Here is a 16,988-nt window from a genome sequence, read left to right as displayed (position 1 = left end):
TGTTTGGCGGCAAATCCAAAGAACAGAACATTCGGAATGTACCCAGAACTTTTCTCCATTGGCCCCATCACCGTCCACAGCTTCGGGCTGATGATGGGGATTGCCTTCATTGTTGCCAACTACTTCTTTGCCAAAGAGATCGTGCGGCGCGGGCTTCCCGAAGAAGTGGCAGGGAACGTCACGTTGCTTGCATTGGTTGCCGGAATTGTCGGGGCAAAGCTCTTCAGCGTCTTCGAAAATTTCGGAGCATTTCTTGCCGACCCGTTCGGGGAGCTTTTCTCCGCCGCAGGGTTGACGTTTTATGGCGGGTTGTTGTTGGCAATCGTCAGCATTTGGGTTTATCTGCGCCGCAAAAAAATCCCGTTCATCCGCGTTGCCGATGCCGCCGCGCCAACGTTGATCTTGGCGTACGGAATCGGGCGCATCGGCTGCCAGCTTGCCGGCGATGGTGACTACGGCATTCCCACCAACATCCCCTGGGCCATGACCTATCCCAACGGAACCGTCAGCACCCTAAGCGCGAAGAACGCGCAGCTTGCCGAGCTTTACCAAACCATTTTCCCGGGTCAGCCGGTTCCGGTGGATATTCCGGTCCATCCTGCTCCGGTGTACGAAACGCTGGCGGCGTCCGCAATTTTTGCATTTCTTTGGGGCATCCGCAAGCGGCCAATGGCGGTTGGGCAGATGTTCGCCATCTACCTGATACTGGCCGGCATCGAACGGTTGCTTGTTGAGTTTATCCGGCTGAACGACCTGTACGCAGGGTTGTCGCAAGCGCAATGGATTTCCGTGGGAATGATTGCCGTTGGTTCAATAATGATCTACCGCAACCGCACGGCTCCAAAAGAAGAATACACGCAAAAGCCCGCAGCAAAACCAGCAGCAGCAAAACGGGCGCACGCACGATAACCGGAGCAGTGAAGTGTTCGCCCGCTTTTTCCGCCGCCGTGCAAAACCGGCAATCACCATGATTTTCCTTTCCAAGGAAGATTGCCATTTGTGCGACGTAGCGTTGGAAGCCGTGGAGCAAGCACGCCGGAAATATCCGTTCAATCTGGAAGTCATAAAAATCCAACAAGGGGACGAGTGGTGGGAGCGATACTGGGATAAAATTCCAGTTGGGCTGATAGATGGCGCGATGATATTCAAATACCGGATTGAAGCGGAGGAATTGGTGAGGAAGGTGAAGAATAGGTCCCAAAATCTTACATCATAACCAACACACAACAGGGATGAAATTTCTATCGTTACTTTTGGCACTGGCATTATTTCCACTACTGGCTGGATGCTCGAACGGATCAAAAAATCCTGAGGAAGGGAGCAAAAAAATTCCCACCATCGGCTATATCCAAGTGTTTGAGGATCCAACGCTGGACGCTGCGCGGAAAGGGTTTGTTGATGCGCTGAAAGAAAAGGGATTCAATGAAGATTCTGGCACCGTACGCATCGTGTTCCGGAGCGCGCAGAACGACCAAGCCAACGTCCCGCAAATCCTTGATTATTTTATCAGCGAAAAAGTTGACGCGATTGCCACAAACCCAACGGTGGCAATGATTGCTGCGGTGGGGAAAACAAAAACCATCCCAATTTTTATGATGGTTGGCCCAAGCCCAGAAATTGCAGGAATTGCCAAGCCAGATTCATCAGGAAAAATGGAGGCTCCGGCCAATTTATCTGGGGTCTATGAGACGCTGGAGTATATTGACACCAGCGTTGCGTTGATCCGCCAAACGCTGCCGAATGCAAAAAAAGTTGGGACTATTTTTAATAGCTCCGAACCCAATTCCGTCAACGCCATGAACCGCCTTCGCACGATGTGCAAAAATCTTGGGCTGGAGCTGGTGGAAGCCTCGGTGACAAGCTCCAACGAAACCCAGCAAGTAATGGCTTCGCTGGTTGATAAAAATATTGATGTCTTTTTTGCCCTTCCCGACAACATCATTTTTGCCAGCTTCGAAACCATCAACAAATTGGCAACCGAAAAGAAAATTCCGGTGGTGACATCGGAGGCGGGATTGGTGGCGCGCGGCGCGTTTATTGCCTACGGAGCGGATTTCTACCAGTGGGGGCATCAGGCTGGTTTGCTTGCGGCAAAATTCCTGCAATCGGGGAATCTGCAATCGGCACCGCTGGAGCTTGTGAAGGTCCGCGGGCGGGTGTTTAACCCCAAAGCCGCAACCGACTTGGGAATTACCCCGCCATCAGGATTTGTTGAGTTGAAATAATTTCAACACCACACCCAGCAGCTGCCGCGATTAAATCGGAATTGATAGAAATTTTTTAGCCTTCGCCTCCCCCCTCCTGACTTGGCCCCGGCGTTGCCGGGGCCGCTATCCACTGGTATCCATTCTCCAATTTTTTCAACGGTATTTTCTCCACCACGGCTTCAATGGGAATTGTTCCGTAAATGTGGGGGAAACGGTCATTATCGGCTGGCTCATACACCAAGCGATGAGCCAGCTTTGAAGGATCAATCCGCAGCACCAGCACTTCCGGGATTTCTCCATAAAATTTATTGAGCGAGCGTTCCATCTGGCGCGAAAGTGAGCAATGGATAAACCCTTCGGTCTGAAGCGAGGGCGCGGTGTATTCCCCCGTAGCCACGGCAGCCTCCCACGCCACAGCGGTGGTGATATGATAGATCCGCGCTGCGAACTCCTCTTCCGCGCTTGTTGCCGATGCCATCCCAAGGTCTTCCGGTGTTAGCGAGAAGATGGAGACATCGTGCGAACGCCCGTGCAGCCAAAGCCGATTCCGCAACGTCCCTTCCAGCCTTGCGCCGGTTTTTTGGGCAACACGATAGCTTGCATGATTCCCAGAAGCCATCACAATCTCCACCCGATTCAGCCCTTCATCGAACGCCATCCGCGCCAGAAGCAACGCCCCTGCGGTGGCAACGCCATGCCCTGCCGCCGAGGTCCGCACCCAATACCCCAAATTGGCATAGCGATTCACGTAATCAATCTGATTGATCCCCACCCCACCCAGATACTCATCGGTGGCAGCGTCCTCAATCAAAAAATTGAACTCCGTTCCGAATTCCCACGCCTTGTAGCAATGGGCAATCCAGGATAAGCTATCGGAGAACACATACTGGGGGTGGCACCACGCCATCCAGGGCCAAACTTCGGCGATGGACTCCGATGCAGCTTCGAACAACGACTCAGCATCGGTGGAGTGGTAGGGGCGGATAATGTACTTGCCGTCGGTGACTTCTTTTTTCATGGTTGATACGGAAATAGGCGTTTGTATATTGCTACCATCTTTACCCGGCGTACAACGCATTTGGAGCGTTGTGCCATTACAATATCACCGAATTCACTAAAAATAATGTGTTCGGAATAATTTTATCATTTGAGCGAAAATTATAGCCAAATCATGTCCAACTATATATCTACAAAATCCCAATCCTCTTCCCCTTCCTCGCCGATGACGTGTGCATTTAATTTATTGGCAATCTCTCGCATTTTGGTGATTACTTCTTCACTCTCAACATTTTTAGTATTAATATTTTTTTGGATATTGCTATACCAAAAGAATCGTTGATATCCATCAACATTATGTTCTGGATCTGCAATCCAGATTGCGCCCGTAGGAACTTCTGGGTTATCACCTATCCCATAATCAGGTTGTAATTCTGGATCGGATTCAACGATGCTTAGCCATTCTTCTAAGAGAATAGGTAGAGGGTAGTTTATGAAGTCCACCTTTGTGTTGTCGAATCTTTCGATCCTGATGATATAACTCATTTGCCTTTTATTAAGTAGGTTGATTGTTGCTTGACAAAGTCTTTACTCCGTTCTTTTTTCGTCCTTGAGCAGATGAAGGGATGCTCCTGTTTTCAGCTTCCCCCCCGCAGCGCACGAATTTTTGCGCGGGCTTGAACTATCCAGCGGGAACGGGGATAATCGTTGAGCAAGCGGGTGTATAACTCGGTGGCTTTTGTGGGATCGTGAAGCACTTGTTCAGTGATTTCGGCGGCATGGAATAAAGCCCGATCGGCAAAGGCTCCATCGGGATAGCGGGCCACCAGTTGCAGCAAGGTTTCCAGCGCCCCGGTGCTGTCGCCAAGCGATTCCTGAGCCTGCGAGCGAATCAGCAGAGCGTCGTCGGCAATGGTGCTTTGGGGGGATGTTTTCACAACTCCATCCATCGCCGTCATCGCTTGCTGGTGCTGCTTTTGCCGCATCGCATACTTCCCTTCGGCGAACAGCTTCAAAGCATCGTCGTTCTTCTCAAAATTTTCCTGGAGGATCAGCAGGTAATCCAACGCGTCGTTGGCCGCATCGCTTCGGGTGTTTTGGGTCAGCGCGGTGAACGCATCCACCGCAGGCTTGAACTGGCCGGAATAAAACAGGGTTTCGGCATACCGCAAGGCGTGAAGGTCCCGCAGGCGTTCGGCATCGCGGCCAACGCCGGGCGCGTCGCGGCCTTGCACAAAAACTTCTTGGGCATCCTGCAGTTTTCCGGTCCGGAGCAGCAGCTCCCCTTGCAGCAGCAATCCTTCGGCTTTGTCGGAGTTGTTCCGCGTGGCCATCAGCTCTTGCAGCGTGGCAAGCGCGGATTCTGGCTGATCTAAATCGTTGGATTGCAGCCGTGCAATCTGCAGCAGCGCATCCCCCACCAGCGGCCCGTTCGGCGTTTCTTTCACAATGGTCCGATACCGTTCCACCAACCCAGCCGCCTGCTTCGGGTCGCCGGAACCGACCTCATGGTATCGCGCATCAAGGGCGCGGGCGTAGGTGTACAGGGCACTGAGGTAGAGCGGGTTGTTGCGGTCGAAGTTCGCAAGGAAGTAATCCAACGCCTCAATCGCTACTTGATAGCGCGAGGTCCGGAAGGCACGGTCGGCAAAGGAGTAGATGTTTGAGCCATTTGCCCGGCGCGCTTGGTCCAATTGCTTGGCAACCTCAAAAGCTCCTGCGTCATCCCCAGCCTCGGTATAAAGCCAGGAAAGAAGCTCCATGAATGCGACGTTTTCTGGTTGGGAATCGGCGTAGCGTTTGGCAACGGCAATCGCGCCGCGCACCCCTTCCGGAGTGGAGGTAATCGTGGAAAGCCCCCCCATCACCATCCCAAGCCGCGAAGGGTTTTCGGCAAGCAGCCCCAGATACTCCTCGGCAGCATCTTGGAACCGCCCGGTGATCCCGAACAACTCGGCCAGCTGGTCGGCAAAAGTGCTTCTTCCGCCAATCGCTTCGCGGCCCTGTTTGTAGGTGGCAATCGCCAGCGAGAACTCGCGCACGTCGGTTTGGCTTTGGCCAACAATCACGTACGTCATGGGGTCTTGGGGGCGAAGGTCAATCGTTTTTGCCCACTCGGTGCGCGCTTGGTCGCGTTGGCCGGTGCGGTGAAGAAGCTCGGCGTGAAGGGTCAGAAGATCAAGGTCGTTGGGGTGCGATTCCTTCCGCTCGGCCACAATCGGAAGAAGCTCTTTGAATTGCAGCATCGCCATCAGCGTCCGCCGGACCCCTTCAAAGTAGATGTTCGATTGCGGGTCGGCTTCGTGCAGTTCCAGATAGACCCGCGCAGCGTTTTTCAGATCGCCACTCTCCTCGTAGCCTTGCGCCAGCTTGTAGCGGCGGTCTTCTTCGCGGGGCTGGGCAACAATCAACACGCCATTGGCCGCAAAAAGAACGGCGACCACAAGCAGAGAATAAGCGGCTTTTCGGTTCATCATACGTTGAGGTTTGCAATCACATGGCGTGGGGATTCTGCACATCGTGCGGACCATTCACCCTTCCAGAATCTTCACCACCTCCATCTGCCGTGGCTCGCTGGTGGCGATTGCTTGGCCGCCGTGGGTGATGATAACATCAAGTTCGCTGCGGATTCCAAAACGGCCCGGAAGATAGATCCCTGGTTCTATTGAGAAGGACGTTCCCGGAAGAATCGTTCGTGTGTCGTTCGTCTCGTAATTATCCAAGTTTGCGCCGGCTCCGTGAAGCTCGGTGGTGATGCTGTGCCCGGTGCGGTGGATGAAGTACTCGCCATATCCCGCCGCCTCAATCACCTTTCTGGCGGCATCGTCCAGGGTGGCCCCGTCAATCTTCTGCCCGGCAGCAATCGCCGTGGCTGCCGCATCGAAGGCCGCATCGCGGGCGGCGCGCACCACGCCGAACACCTCGGCAACATCTTCCGGCACTTCCTCCCCAACATATCCCACCCACGTGATGTCGCCATACACTCCATCGCCGGTGCGTTCGCGCGCCCACAGGTCAATCAGCACAAAATCGCCACGGGTGATTGCCGCGGTTGATTCGGCGGTTGGCTGGTAATGGGGGTTGGCGCTGTTCGGGCCAACGCTGCAATTCGGGGGGTGGTCCGTGACAAGGCCACGCAGCGCGAACTGGCGGAGTATCCACTCCTGCACGTCGAATTCGGTGATCGGTTGGCCGCTCCTGACCGATTCGCCGATCAGCCGAAAAGCCCCCATCATCACCTCGCGGCAGCTTGCCCCGGCGCGGGCAGCGGAATCCAACTGCTCCTGCGAAAGGACCGCCTCCAAACTGGCAATCAGGTCCCCTGAGGGAACCACCTCAACGCCCAACGAGCGGACAAGCTCCACCGTTCCGGCATCCACTTTTGCGATGACGGGGATTGCGTTGTTCGGCGAATACTCCATTGCCACGGATGCGCATCCGGCAAGAATTTTCCGCAGCCCTTCAACGAATTCGGTTTGGCTGGAGTACTCCACCACGTGGCCCGGCATCAGCTTCCCGATGTGAGGTTCAATCCGGTGAGCCAATCCAACCGGCTGGCCAACGGCGGGAACCATCACGGCCCAACGCCGCGACTGGTGGACCTCCGGCGTTAGCCCAAGAATGCGTGCGGCAATCGGGTTGGAATCGCGAAAGGAGTACAGGAGCCAAGCCGGAATTCCAAGTGATTGCAGGTTGGCTTGAATGCGTTCGAGTTGTAGTTGATCCATGCGGGAAGATAGGCGATGTGGTTGGTTAGGGCAACGGGGTTTTTCAGAAAAGCCGGCGCTTCGGTTCACTTTCTGCGGATGCCAACGGTGTTTGGCTTTGCAATCTGCTCCCTCCAATTGCCACATTCCGCTCCATTCGCTATGTTGGCGACCCGTTTCCAGAACTCATTCACCGAATACTTCCAACCATGGAACTTGTCAACGTCCATAAAATTCTTGCCCCAACCGATTTCTCGCAGCATTGCCACAAAGCGATTGGCTACGCCCGCACCCTTGCCGAGCAATGGGATGCCGAACTTCACTTGCTGAACGTGATTGAACCAACAGTCTTCCCCACCGAAGGAGGGCTTGCCCCAATGGGTCTGATGAACCTTGACACCGAGCTTACCGACGCAGCACAACACTCGATGGAGGAACTGCGCACCCACCCAGAGCTTGCCGGCGTGAAGCTGGTAACGGCAACGGTGCATGGCCGCGCAAGCAGCGCGATTATTGACTACGCCGCCGAACATGACATTGACCTTGTGGTGATTGCCACCCACGGACGCACCGGGCTGGAGCACCTGATTTTTGGCTCCACTGCCGAACGGGTGATCCGCGAATGCCCCTGCCCGGTCCTGACAATCCGCGACCCCGACAAAAAGAAGAAATAGAAAGAAGACTCCGTCACGAAGGTCCGCAAACCAACCCGAGAACAAGGGTTGGTGCTTTCCCGAAAAAACTTCCTGATTCCCGTCAACCATTTCCCGCCTATGCCATCCTCAAAACTGATCACGATTGAACGGCACATTGCCGACCAACAGCATCTTCACCCCGAAGCCAGCGGTGAGTTCAGCCGATTGCTGCGCGATTTAACGCTGGCGGTTCGGGTGATTCAACGCGAGGTGCGGCGGGCGGGGCTGGCGGATATTCTGGGGCTGGCCGGCGAGGAAAACGTCCATGGCGAAGCGGTGAAAAAATTGGATGCCCTGAGCAACGAGACGATCATCCGCGCCATGCGCTACGGCGGCCACCTGTGCGCAATGGCCTCGGAGGAATCGGAAGGGCTGGTTCCGATTCCAGATCGTGCGGAAAAAGGAGGCTACGTTCTTCTGTTCGACCCGCTGGATGGGTCGTCGAACATTGATGTGAACGTCACGATTGGCACCATTTTCTCGGTGCTTCACCGCGTCACCCCAAACGACGGAACCGTCGGGACGATGGAGGATCTTCTGCAAGCCGGATACCGCCAGGTGGCTGCCGGGTACGCACTCTATGGCTCCAGCACGATGCTGGTCTATACCACCGGCGACGGCGTTGATGCCTTCACTTACGACCACACGTTGGGGGATTTTTTCCTAAGCTCCAGCGGCTTGCGGATGCCCGACCGAGGGAAATATTACTCCATCAACGAAGGGAACTCCATCAACTGGTTCAGCGGAACGCGGCGATTTATTGAGCACTTGAAGCAGGAAGACCGCGCCACCGGGCGGCCATACAGCCTTCGGTACATCGGCACCGCCGTGGCCGATATCCACCGGACCCTTCTGTACGGCGGGCTGTTCCTTTATCCTGCCGACCGGAAATCGCCGAACGGAAAGCTGCGATTGATGTACGAGGTAAACCCGCTGGCAATGCTGATTGAGCAAGCCGGAGGAATGGCCGTGGACGGATGGAACCGAGTGATGGAAACCCAACCAACCAGCCTTCACCAACGCGTTCCGCTGGTGTGCGGAAGCCGCTTGGATGTTGAAGATGCCTTGCGTTTCATGGCCAGCGACCGCGCCGAAATTGATGAGCTTCTGGCCAACCAGAACGCTTCATAAAGGAGGGGGACCGCTTGGCAAAACCACGAATCGGAATCACGCTGGGGGATGTGAACGGAATCGGGCCGGAGGTGATGCTGAAGGCGTTGCAACGGGCCGAGGTTTGGGATGCCTGCCAGCCGTGGATTATCGGGCCGGAGAAATTGGCCGAACAGCTGCGCGATTTCTACACCCCGGGGCTTCGGCTTCCCCCCGTTCTTGCTGGGAACTTCACCCCGGTGGAACTCTCGATAGGCAGGGCAAACGCTGCCGATGCGGGGAAGCTGTCGGGGGAGATGATTGAGCACGGGGTGGGCTGCATCCAACAAGGGGTGATTGATGCCATTGTCACCATGCCGATCAGCAAAGCAGGACTGAATGCCGGGGGATATCCATTCCCCGGCCACACCGAGATGCTGGCCGCGCTGACCAGCGGAACACCGCTGATGATTCTTGCAACCGAAGGGCTGCGGGTTGCGCTTGCCACCATCCACACGCCGATTGCCAACGTGCCACGCCTGCTGACGAGGGAGCGAATCATCCGCCACGCAACCCTTTTTTCCGAAAGTCTGAGGAACGATTTTTCGATTGCATCGCCCCGCATCGCCCTGCTTGGATTGAACCCACACGCCGGCGAGATGGGAACGATTGGGAGCGAAGAGATGGGAACGATCATCCCCGCATTGGTCCAGCTTCAAGCGGCGGGAATGGATGCCAGCGGCCCCTTCCCCGCCGATGGTTTTTTTGCCCGCTACCGCCCGAACGACTACGACGGAGTGCTGGCGATGTACCACGACCAGGGATTGATCCCGTTGAAAATGATGGCGCGTGGCGGCGGGGTCAACATCACCGCAGGGCTTCCCATCGTCCGGACCTCACCCGACCATGGAACGGCCTACCCGCTTGCCGGAAAGAACCGCGCCAACGAGCAAAGCAGCACCGAAGCCCTGCTGCTTGCCGCAGCAATCGTTCGTGCACGGGGAATGGGATAACGAACAAACGAAACAGCCCATCCGAAGGTATCGAATGGGCTGCGAAATGCCTGCGGTTCCGCTTGGTGTGGCGGCCTTACTGAACTTTTGTAAAAACCGCTGGCGAGATGGGGTCGTTGAGTTTGTACTGAATATCCTTCAGGTGTATCTCTTGCCCTGGTATCGGGATTATTGTGATGGCGAAGGGGAACATCACCCCGTCCACACTTTTCCAATCGCTAAGGATAGAAGGCATTCCCATGGAAGGATCAATCCGAACAGGAAGGTAGGTGCTGGCGTTGATGGAGTAGAGAGCCTCACCAGACTTTGGATAGACCACCGCAATCTGAACACACTCCACACCGTTGACCACCTTCTTCCCTTTCACCTTCAGCGTTGCCCCCAGGTCCTTCACGTAGGCCTCCGGCATGATATGGGTGGATTCATAGTATTTCTCGGCGGCCTCCCCCTCAACCTTCTGGGCCTGCGGCGGTGTGCCGCCCCGGCTAACCAGCATTGTTACGGAGGTTCCGGTGCTGTACTGCTCGGTTTTGGCAATCCCCATATCCATCATCTGATAGACTTTGTTGGGGGCTTCCTCAATCATCTCAAACTTCCCTTTCAGCACCGAGCTGCCGGCGTTGGCGGCAAGCTCGGCCTGCATCTTGCGCGAGGTAACGCTCCGCATGGTGGCCTCCCCTCCCATTGCCGCCAACATCTTATCCCAGACTTGCTGCGCGGTCATTCCAATGTCGGCACTGGCATCGGTGCCGCCAACGGGGTTCAGGTCTGCGTCCCACACCTCTACCGTTCCGAACTGCTTCAGCTTGTCGGCGATTTCGCTGGCTTTGCCAACAATCACAATCGCCAGATTATCCTCCACAAAGTACTTTTTGGCAAGGCGTTGCACGTCGGCAGCGGTGGTGGCGTTGTAGATGGTTGGCAGCTTCGCGAAGTAGTCCTTCGGCAGCTTGAAAAAGTCAATGGATTGCACACGCGATGCGGTGACGGCAGGGTCCGAGACCGACATCAAGAAGCCACCAATGGCCGATTGGATATTGCGGTTGAGTTCATCGCCCGGAACCGCTTCATTGCGCATCCGCGCCATCTCATGCAACATCTCCTTCACCGCCGAATCAGTAACAGCGTTGCGAACGTCCGCCGTGGCGATAAACATCGAGCGGAACGGATTGGGGTCGAAGTAGCTGTAGGGGGAGTAGGTGTAGGCGTGGGTCTCGCGCAGGTTCATCGTCAGGCGATTGCCAAGCCCAGTCCCTCCGCCAAACACGTTGTTCAAGATGGAGGATTTCGGGCGTTCGGGGTCGTTCATTGCGGGGCCGGAACCAATCACCCGAATGGTGCTTTGCACCGCTGCTGGGCGATCCACCACAATCAACCGGCGGCCTTTCCGTTCGGGAATGTCTAGCTTGGCCACTGTTGGTTGTTTGCCAGATTTCCAGTTGGCAAACGCGCTTTCCAAGCGCACCACCAAGTCCTCCTTCGTAATGTTCCCCACCACTGCCAGCGTTGCATTGCTTGGAACAAACCACGTGTTGTGGAACGCCAGAACTTTCTCGCGGGTGATATTCCTCATGTCATCCTCGGTTGGCATTCGGCCAATCGGCGTGGTTCCAAACATCAGCTTGCGCGTTGCATAATCGGCAAGAAACTCGGACCGCGCCTTTGCCGAAGCAAGGCCGGTAATCTGATCTTGGATATACTTATCCAATTCCTCCTGCGCGTATGCAGGGTTAATGATGGCATCGGAATAGAGGTTCAGGATCACCTCCAGATGCTTCTTTAAGCCGCGGGCCGAGACGCTGATAAGCTCGTCCGAGCTGCTGGCGCTGATCGAGCCGCCAACGAAATCAATCCGCTCGGCAAACTCTTTTGCGCTAACGGTGGTGGTCCCTTTGTCCATCAGGTCGGCGGCAACGTCGGAAATGTAGGTTTGGCCCCCCTCGGCACTTTTGCCGCCGCGGACCAACATTCGGAAGGTGACAATCGGCTTATCGTTCTTCACCAAAAACACCTTCAGGCCGTTCTTCAGTTTGAAGGTTTCGTATGGGGGGAAGGCCGCTTTTGGTGGCGGTTCTGGGTCAGGTTGTTTGGCACGGTTTACCTGAGCCAATAATGGTTGGGTCATGCTTGCAAGTATCAGAAGGCAGGCTCCAAAAGCAGCTGCCACGGTTTTGGCTATTGACATTGGACTTCTTTCGTATCGGAGTTCGGTTTTCGGTTGTTCGGGAATCGGATGCCGGACGATTGAACGCAGATTGGTTCGGCGCAAAGGGTTTCCCCACGGCTTGATGCTGGAACTTTGCTGCTGGCAACTGTCCGGCGGAGTATTATCGGCAGACTATCCGCCCTGGCTTCCTGGGTAGTAGTTGATAATTGTCCGATTGTCTTTTGCAAGGTACTTGCGGGCCACGCGCTGAAGGTCCTCCCGAGTGACGGCCATGTACTTGTCAATTTCGGTGTTCACCAGCTCGGGGTTGTTGAAGTACGTCTCGTAGCTGGCAAGCGCCATTGCTTTGTCCAATGGCTCGTTGAATCGCCCGGCGAACTGGGTTTCAATCTGGTTCCGTGCTTTTTGGAACTCCTTTTCGGTTACTCCTTGCTCCTTCACAAGTTCAATCTGGCGGTCGAACTCTTGCCCCAACACACTCATTGTTGAGGTTGGATGGGCAACGGCAAAGAACCCAATCACCCCCGCGCTCTCCATGTCGAACGTGAGCGATTGCACCCCAACGGCAAGGCGTTTTTCGTCCACCATGTCCTTGTACAACCGCGAGCTTTGCCCGGAAGCAAGCACCGTGGAAAGAATCTCCAACGCATACGCGTCGGGGTCTCCTTTCTTTGCACCTGGATAGGCATAGACCAACGCCGGCAACGGCGTGTGTGGCTCGCGAACCTCCACTGTGTGTTCCCCTTTCCCCGTCTGCATGGTGACTTGCGGGCGTTCTATCTCGGCCCCACGGGGAATGTCGCTGAAGTATTCCATCACCCATTGCTTGGCTTTGGCAAGGTCAATGTCGCCAACCACAGCAAGCACGGCGTTGTTCGGGACGTAGTACTTCTTGTAGAAATCGCGGAACTCCTCAATCGCCGCTTGGTCAATGTACTGCGCTTCGCCGATTGGGGTCCACTCGTATGGGGTTCCCTTGGCAACGTTCGCAAAGATGTTCGCCAGCAGCGAGCCGTAGGGGGTGTTGTCGTAGCGGTTCTTCCGTTCTTCCTTCACCACGCCGCGCTGCGTTTCCACGCCGATCTCCTCCACCCGTGCGTGCAGCATCCGCTCCGATTCAATCCAAAGTGCCAGCTTCAGCTGGTTCGATGGCAGGTTGATCTGGTAGCCGGTTTCATCGTTGCTGGTGAAGGCGTTCAGATTGCCCCCGGCCGACTGCACGATTTTATCAAGGGTGTGGCGCGGGATATTGCTGGTCCCCTCGAACATCAAGTGTTCAAAGAAGTGCGCAAAGCCTGTGCGGTCTGGGCGTTCATTCTTGGAACCAACGTGGTAGTGGACGAAGGTGGAGACCACCGGCGCGCTTTTATCCACCGAGAGGATCACCCGCAAGCCGTTGGGCAGGGTGAATTTTTCGTAGGTCAGCTTGGGGAGATCGCCCCCTGCCACGCCGGTGTTGACCGCCAAGGCCGTGGCCGCAAGCGATACGCCAGCAATCGCCGCGCACCGTTGTTTGATGTGAAGAAGCATAGACATGTGTGTATGATTGATTGTTGTTGCGAAGTTGCTGCTGCCAAGTTGTAGGATAGAACCAACCCGAATGAATGGCGGGGCGTTTGGGAAGGGGCGCAACTTACACGGAACCCTCGACTTATGGTTACACCGCAATTCGCCCCATAGCCCCTACTTTTGCTGCAAGATGAAACGGCACGCCGGACGATATCGCTCACCTTTCCACCTTCCCAAAAAACCAAAAGCGGAGAAGGTTTCCACCTTATTTCTCCCCAACTCTGGCAGGACGTACATTGCCTTCAACAAGCCGTACAACGTGGTAAGCCAGTTTACCCCGCCGCACGATGGCGCGCAGACCTTAGCCGAATTTGGTTTCCCGCCCGATGTTTATCCCGTGGGACGGCTAGACCAAGACAGCGAAGGATTGCTGTTGCTGACCAATGACGCAACGCTGAACCAAGCATTGCTCCACCCCTCCCGCCACCACACAAAGTCATATTTGGTGCAGGTGGAAGGAATCCCCGATGATGAGGCCCTGCGGCAGTTAGCCGAAGGCGTGGTGGTGCAAGGGAAACGAACGCTTCCGGCAACAGCCTGCCGGATTGAGCCGCCAGCGATTGAGCACCGCGCGGTCCGCTACCGCGCCACAATCCCCACAAGCTGGATGCGCCTGACGATTACCGAGGGGCGCAACCGCCAAGTCCGCCGGATGACCGCCGCCGTTGGCCACCCCACGCTACGGCTGTTCCGCGAGTCCATCGGCAAACTAAGCCTTCAGCATCTTCAGCTGCCCGCGGGGCAATGGCGGAACCTCACAACAGAAGAACTTGAGAAACTGATAGCCGCCCCGATTGAATCAGGATTGATAAAAGGTCTTTAGCCTTCGATGTCTTGAGGAACTGGTAGCCGCCCCGACCTCCGTCGGGGTTGATAAAAGGTCTTTAGCCTTCGGTGTGTCTCGGCTCCGGAGTACACTGGGCCCCGATAAAGATCGGGGCCGCTACCCAACTCAATCGGAACCGCTACCGCAGGTTGCTCCAAACCACTTTCCCCCGGTTGATGACCCCGACCGGGCGGCAACGGAGGTCCCAGCCGTTGAACGGCGTGTTCAGCGAGCGGGTCCGGAACTGCGCCGTGTTCACCTGCCACGCCTCCTCCGGTGCCATAATCGTGAGGTTCGCTTGCTCCCCTTCGGCGATCACGGGAATGGGGAGCGAAAGGATGCGGCGCGGGTTGATTGCCATCAACTCAATCAGCCGCGGAAGCGTGATGATCCCTGGCTCGACAAGGTAGGTGTAGCTTATCCCCAGCGATGTCTCCAGCCCGATAATCCCGTTTGGCGCGGCGGGGAACTCCACCTGTTTTTCCGAGAGCGCGTGGGGCGCGTGGTCGGTGGCAATCACGTCAATCGTGCCGTCGCGGAAGCCCTCAAGAATGGCATCAATATGCTGTTGCGTGCGGAGCGGCGGGTTCATTTTTGCGTTCGTCCCATGCTCAATCACGGCTTCGTCGGTCAGCACAAAATGGTGGGGGGTAACTTCGCACGTGATATTTGCCTGGCCGCGCCCCTTCGCTTGCCGAACAAGCTCAACCCCGCCTCGCGTGCTCATGTGGCTGACGTGATAGGGGCGATTCCCACAAAACTGCGCCAGCATGATGTCGCGAGCGATGATCAGTTCCTCGGCAATATCGGGATAGCCTGGGTGCCCCAACTTCATGGATGTCACCCCTTCGTTCATCGCGAAGCCTTTTGTCATGCTGTGTTCTTCGCAATGCTGGCTTAGGACCGCGCCGTCGAACATGGAGGCGTACTCGAACGCACGGCGCATCACCTCGGGGCTGCGGACGCAGTCGCCATCATCGGTGAACAGCCGCACCCCGGCCTCGTACAATTCCCCCATTGCCGCAAGCTCCTCCCCCTTCCTTCCTTTTGTGGTTGCGGCGCTGCACACCACCTCCACCAGAAGCTCGCGCGATTTCCAGAGGATGGAGTGAACAACCTCGGCATGGTCAATTGCCGGGGTGGTGTTCGGCATGCAGCATACGCCGGTAAACCCTCCGTTTGCCGCCGCCGCGCAGCCGGTTTCGATCGTCTCCTTGTGGGTTCCCCCAGGCTCGCGAAGGTGGACGTGCATATCGAACAACCCAGGGGTTGCAACCCAGGCGGAAGCCTCGTGAATTTCGGTCCCGTCGGGGGGCTGGATATTGGTGCCGATCTGTTCAATGCGCCCGTTCGCCACCAGCATATCGGAACGTTGGTCCAGCTGCTGCGCCGGGTTCAAAAGTCGGATATTTCGGAAAAGATGTATGCTCATGATTTGGCTGTTAGCAAGATTGATGGAGCAAGACTGCTATGGGAATTCGGATTTTTTTCGCTGTCACACCAGCTCGATTCGGCTTTGCTCCCCCAGCATAAACCGCTGCACGCGTGGTTTGCCGGCGGCGCGAACAATTTCCACATCGTTGGCTAAAATGCTTCCTTCCACGCGCACCCCAACGTTGTTCAAGCGGACGCGATCCATTAAAATTGAATATTCGACTTCGCAGCCCTCAAGCTCGCAAGAATTTCCGATGGCACTGTACGGGCCAACGTAGCTATCCATAATTTTTGTGCCGCGCCCAATAATTGCCGGTCCGCGAACGCGGCTGTTTATAATTTCGGCACCTTCTTCAATAATTACTGCTCCGGCAATATCACTGGACGGATCAATTTTGCCTTCAATGCTCTCCTCAATTTTACTCAGCACAAGGCGGTTTGCTTCCAACAGATCGCTTGGCATTCCGGTATCTTTCCACCATCCGGTGATTTCGCTGTGGCCAACGCGGTATCCATGTTTCAGCAAATAATCGTGCGCGTCGCTGATCTCCAATTCACCACGGCTGCTTGGCTGGATTGCGTTCACTGCCGCAAAAATGGAGGAGTTGTAGAAATAGATTCCGCTGACAGCAAACGGGCTTTTTGGAGCGGCTGGTTTTTCCGCCACGCCGATAATTTCCCCCTGATTATCGAACTCTGGCACGCCAAACCGTTCGGGGTCGCGGACGCGTGCAAGGGTTAGCAAGCAATCCGTTTCCCCTTGCTGGAATTGCTCCACAAAGCGTTCTATTCCGCCAACAACAATGTTATCGCCCAAATAAAACACAAACGAATCATCGCCAATAAATTCCTGCGAGATTTTCACAACGTGCGCTAACCCCAATGGAGCTTCCTGCCAAATGTAGGTAATCGCCACCCCCTGTTGGCTTCCATCGCCAAATGCGCGTTCCACTTCGTGGCCATTATCTACGCCAACAACAATTCCAATTTCGGTTATTCCCGCTTGCTTCACGGCATCAAGCGCATATTGCAATATTGGCTTATTAGCAATTGGAATAAGGTGCTTGTTCTGCGTGTGGGTGATTGGGCGCAACCGGGTTCCGCGCCCTCCGGCAGTGATTAAAGCTTTCATTGTTATTGGCATTGATGGAAATCATACGGGATTTTCGAGCCTGTACAATTTCGCTGATACTACATTTATTGGGAGGCGGTTATGTGTTTCAGAAAAAGCACAGAAGAAAAACTACGGGGACGGGATTTTTCCCGCCCCCGATTGAATTATCTT

Annotated in this window: 15 protein-coding genes; 7 read left to right on the top strand and 8 right to left on the bottom strand. The window is 55.6% G+C overall.

Annotated features, from left to right (window positions below):
* The first annotated feature begins 36 nt into the window (after window positions 1–36).
* The 3 genes from IPM61_13780 to IPM61_13770 are packed head-to-tail and all read left to right on the top strand — an operon-like array spanning window position 37 to window position 2,225.
* The gene (locus tag IPM61_13780; protein MBK8912387.1) at window positions 37–909 is read left to right on the top strand and encodes a prolipoprotein diacylglyceryl transferase; all 873 of its coding nucleotides are present in this window, start codon (window positions 37–39) and stop codon (window positions 907–909) included.
* Between the two features lie 58 nt (window positions 910–967).
* Complete coding sequence (locus IPM61_13775; protein MBK8912386.1) at window positions 968–1,216, top strand: glutaredoxin family protein; 249 nt, start codon at window positions 968–970, stop codon at window positions 1,214–1,216.
* Between the two features lie 16 nt (window positions 1,217–1,232).
* Window positions 1,233–2,225 (top strand): ABC transporter substrate-binding protein, encoded by a 993-nt coding sequence (locus IPM61_13770; GenBank protein MBK8912385.1) that lies wholly within the window; start codon window positions 1,233–1,235, stop codon window positions 2,223–2,225.
* Between the two features lie 55 nt (window positions 2,226–2,280).
* Here IPM61_13770 and IPM61_13765 read toward each other — a convergent pair whose 3' ends face one another.
* From IPM61_13765 to IPM61_13750, 4 genes are all read right to left on the bottom strand, one after another.
* Window positions 2,281–3,225, bottom strand: a complete 945-nt coding sequence (locus IPM61_13765) for a GNAT family N-acetyltransferase (protein MBK8912384.1) — start codon at window positions 3,223–3,225, stop codon at window positions 2,281–2,283.
* 161 nt (window positions 3,226–3,386) lie between these two features.
* Window positions 3,387–3,707 carry a hypothetical protein gene (locus IPM61_13760; protein MBK8912383.1) on the bottom strand — a complete coding sequence of 107 codons (321 nt, stop codon included), beginning with the start codon at window positions 3,705–3,707 and terminating at the stop codon, window positions 3,387–3,389.
* 134 nt (window positions 3,708–3,841) lie between these two features.
* Window positions 3,842–5,680, bottom strand: a complete 1,839-nt coding sequence (locus IPM61_13755; GenBank protein MBK8912382.1) for a tetratricopeptide repeat protein — start codon at window positions 5,678–5,680, stop codon at window positions 3,842–3,844.
* 54 nt (window positions 5,681–5,734) lie between these two features.
* Complete coding sequence (locus IPM61_13750; GenBank protein ID MBK8912381.1) at window positions 5,735–6,931, bottom strand: aminopeptidase P family protein; 1,197 nt, start codon at window positions 6,929–6,931, stop codon at window positions 5,735–5,737.
* A 188-nt stretch (window positions 6,932–7,119) separates the two neighbouring features.
* Here IPM61_13750 and IPM61_13745 point away from each other — a divergent pair, with 188 nt between their 5' ends.
* The 3 genes from IPM61_13745 to pdxA all read left to right on the top strand — a co-directional run bounded on the left by IPM61_13745 (window position 7,120) and on the right by pdxA (window position 9,707).
* Complete coding sequence (locus IPM61_13745) at window positions 7,120–7,584, top strand: universal stress protein (protein MBK8912380.1); 465 nt, start codon at window positions 7,120–7,122, stop codon at window positions 7,582–7,584.
* A 99-nt stretch (window positions 7,585–7,683) separates the two neighbouring features.
* On the top strand, window positions 7,684–8,736 hold the full coding sequence (gene fbp, locus IPM61_13740; GenBank protein MBK8912379.1) for a class 1 fructose-bisphosphatase: 1,053 nt from the start codon (window positions 7,684–7,686) through the stop codon (window positions 8,734–8,736).
* A gap of 14 nt (window positions 8,737–8,750) precedes the next feature.
* On the top strand, window positions 8,751–9,707 hold the full coding sequence (gene pdxA, locus IPM61_13735) for a 4-hydroxythreonine-4-phosphate dehydrogenase PdxA (GenBank protein MBK8912378.1): 957 nt from the start codon (window positions 8,751–8,753) through the stop codon (window positions 9,705–9,707).
* Between the two features lie 76 nt (window positions 9,708–9,783).
* Here pdxA and IPM61_13730 read toward each other — a convergent pair whose 3' ends face one another.
* On the bottom strand, window positions 9,784–11,832 hold the full coding sequence (locus IPM61_13730) for an insulinase family protein (GenBank protein MBK8912377.1): 2,049 nt from the start codon (window positions 11,830–11,832) through the stop codon (window positions 9,784–9,786).
* A 213-nt stretch (window positions 11,833–12,045) separates the two neighbouring features.
* Window positions 12,046–13,410, bottom strand: coding sequence for an insulinase family protein (locus IPM61_13725; protein MBK8912376.1), 1,365 nt, complete (start codon window positions 13,408–13,410; stop codon window positions 12,046–12,048).
* Window positions 13,411–13,573: 163 nt separating this feature from the next.
* On the opposite strand from IPM61_13725, the gene IPM61_13720 reads away from it, so the two are divergent.
* Window positions 13,574–14,266, top strand: a complete 693-nt coding sequence (locus IPM61_13720; GenBank protein MBK8912375.1) for an rRNA pseudouridine synthase — start codon at window positions 13,574–13,576, stop codon at window positions 14,264–14,266.
* Between the two features lie 142 nt (window positions 14,267–14,408).
* Here IPM61_13720 and IPM61_13715 read toward each other — a convergent pair whose 3' ends face one another.
* Both IPM61_13715 and IPM61_13710 read right to left on the bottom strand, forming a co-directional pair.
* Window positions 14,409–15,701 carry a dihydroorotase gene (locus tag IPM61_13715; protein ID MBK8912374.1) on the bottom strand — a complete coding sequence of 431 codons (1,293 nt, stop codon included), beginning with the start codon at window positions 15,699–15,701 and terminating at the stop codon, window positions 14,409–14,411.
* A 63-nt stretch (window positions 15,702–15,764) separates the two neighbouring features.
* Window positions 15,765–16,835: a glucose-1-phosphate thymidylyltransferase gene (locus IPM61_13710; protein MBK8912373.1), complete on the bottom strand. Its 1,071-nt coding sequence runs from the start codon at window positions 16,833–16,835 to the stop codon at window positions 15,765–15,767.
* Between the last annotated feature and the right edge of the window lie 153 nt (window positions 16,836–16,988).

The organism is Chlorobiota bacterium (assembly GCA_016710285.1).
In the GTDB taxonomy this organism is placed as follows: domain Bacteria; phylum Bacteroidota; class Ignavibacteria; order OLB7; family OLB7; genus OLB7.
This window is presented reverse-complemented; position numbering and strand designations above follow the sequence as displayed.

What these genes read in the sequence shown, in the direction of transcription:
- IPM61_13745 (MBK8912380.1), top strand. Translation starts at nt 7,120, where the DNA reads ATGGAACTTGTCAACGTCCATAAAATTCTTGCCCCAACCGATTTCTCG.
- IPM61_13720 (MBK8912375.1), top strand. Translation starts at nt 13,574, where the DNA reads ATGAAACGGCACGCCGGACGATATCGCTCACCTTTCCACCTTCCCAAA.
- IPM61_13780 (MBK8912387.1), top strand. Translation starts at nt 37, where the DNA reads ATGTACCCAGAACTTTTCTCCATTGGCCCCATCACCGTCCACAGCTTC.
- IPM61_13730 (MBK8912377.1), bottom strand. Translation starts at nt 11,832, where the DNA reads ATGACCCAACCATTATTGGCTCAGGTAAACCGTGCCAAACAACCTGAC.
- IPM61_13765 (MBK8912384.1), bottom strand. Translation starts at nt 3,225, where the DNA reads ATGAAAAAAGAAGTCACCGACGGCAAGTACATTATCCGCCCCTACCAC.
- IPM61_13755 (MBK8912382.1), bottom strand. Translation starts at nt 5,680, where the DNA reads ATGATGAACCGAAAAGCCGCTTATTCTCTGCTTGTGGTCGCCGTTCTT.
- IPM61_13715 (MBK8912374.1), bottom strand. Translation starts at nt 15,701, where the DNA reads ATGAGCATACATCTTTTCCGAAATATCCGACTTTTGAACCCGGCGCAG.
- IPM61_13770 (MBK8912385.1), top strand. Translation starts at nt 1,233, where the DNA reads ATGAAATTTCTATCGTTACTTTTGGCACTGGCATTATTTCCACTACTG.
- IPM61_13750 (MBK8912381.1), bottom strand. Translation starts at nt 6,931, where the DNA reads ATGGATCAACTACAACTCGAACGCATTCAAGCCAACCTGCAATCACTT.
- IPM61_13710 (MBK8912373.1), bottom strand. Translation starts at nt 16,835, where the DNA reads ATGAAAGCTTTAATCACTGCCGGAGGGCGCGGAACCCGGTTGCGCCCA.
- IPM61_13725 (MBK8912376.1), bottom strand. Translation starts at nt 13,410, where the DNA reads ATGTCTATGCTTCTTCACATCAAACAACGGTGCGCGGCGATTGCTGGC.
- fbp (MBK8912379.1), top strand. Translation starts at nt 7,684, where the DNA reads ATGCCATCCTCAAAACTGATCACGATTGAACGGCACATTGCCGACCAA.
- IPM61_13775 (MBK8912386.1), top strand. Translation starts at nt 968, where the DNA reads ATGATTTTCCTTTCCAAGGAAGATTGCCATTTGTGCGACGTAGCGTTG.